At 64.0% G+C, this 1,565-nt stretch carries 1 protein-coding gene; it reads right to left on the reverse strand.

The features are described from left to right. A partial coding sequence (locus tag ACRESD_RS12410; RefSeq protein ID WP_431751158.1) for a condensation domain-containing protein occupies window positions 1-1,565 on the reverse strand: 1,565 nt, incomplete at both ends.

Here is a 1,565-nt window from a genome sequence, read left to right on the forward strand (position 1 = left end):
CCGCTGGCCCTCGCCCTCGGCCAGCCATTGGCGCTGCCAGCTGCCATAGTCGGCGTATTGCAACGCCAGCGGTGGTAACGCCAGGCTCTGGCCCTGAGTCGCGGCGGCGTAGAGGCGCGAGAATTCATCGATCAGGATGTTCAGCGACCAGCCGTCAGCGATGATGTGGTGCAGGGTCACCAGCAGTTGGTGCTCTTCATCATCCAGGCGTACCAGGGTCACCCATAGCAGCGGGCCTTTTTCCAGGTCGAACTGGGTATGCGCTTCGTCTTCGCGGATCTGTTGGGCGCGGGCTTCACGCTCGGCCAGTGGCAGGTCGCTGAGGTCGATGATTTGCAGGTCGAAATCGGCGGTTTGATCGACACACTGGAACGCCTGGCCGTCGCGCTCGTAAAAGCGTGTACGCAGGGCTTCGTGGCGCTGGATCAGTTGCTGGAAGCTGGTACGAATGGCGTCTTCGTCCAGCTCACCCCGCAAACGCAAGGCACCGGGGATGGTGTAGGCGCTGCTGTGCGGGTCCAGTTGCCAAGTGATCCACAGGCGATTCTGTGCCAGGGATTGGGGCAACTCGTCCTGGCGCGACAGCACATGAATCACGCCCTGGGCAACACCGCCGTCCTGTTGCAAGTGCACGACTTGGGCGGTAAACGCAGCCAGCGTCGGCGCTTCGAAGAGCATGCGCAGGTTCAACTCCAGGCCCAGGGCTTCACGCAAGCGCGCGACCACCTGTGTGGCGGTGATGGAGTTGCCGCCGAGCAGGAAGAAGTGGTCATCGGCAGCGACCGAGGCCACCTGCAATTGTTCGCACCATATCCCCGCGATCTGGCTTTGCAGCTCCGATTCCAGCGCCGCACCACCGGTCGTCACTGGCAGGTCAGGGAACTGCGCATAGCGGTCGAGGCTGCCATCGGCATGGCGCAGGGCACACGCCGCACGCTGCACCTTGCCGCTGGACGTCTTCGGCAAGCCACCGGGATTGAGCAATACCACCACACTCGGGGCTTCTTGACAGGCCTCGGCCACGGCTTGGCGGATGGCTTTGATCAGCGCCTCGGGCGGCAGGATTTTCTGCACACTGCGGCTGATTTCGGCGGCAATACCGATGCCTTCCACGCCCTGGTCTTGCACCGCAAACGCGGCGACCCGGCCCTTGCGCACCACTTCCACTTCGCGCTCGATGGTCTGTTCGATGTCCTGGGGATACAGGTTGTGGCCGCGTACGATCAACAGGTCCTTAAGACGACCGGTGATGTACACCTCGCCGTCACGGATAAAGCCCAAGTCACCGGTGCGCAGCCAGGTACGGCCGGCATGCTGCACAAAGGTCTTGGCGGTGGCTTCGGGGTTGCGCCAGTAACCGTGGGCAATGCTCGGACCGGCGGCCCAGAGTTCGCCGACGTTGTTGTCGGGCAGTTCAGCAAGGGTGTTCGGGTCGACGATCAGCACCGCGTGTTCCGGCTGGCCGGTGCCGCAACTCATGATCGCGCTGCCCTGCCCCGGCTCGGCGCGATTGGCGGCCAGGGCCTGGTCGTCCATGCGCATGGCCGGGATGCCGTGGCCACGAG

The sequence above is a fragment of the Pseudomonas sp. genome (assembly GCF_050739995.1).
Taxonomy (GTDB): Bacteria; Pseudomonadota; Gammaproteobacteria; order Pseudomonadales; family Pseudomonadaceae; genus Aquipseudomonas.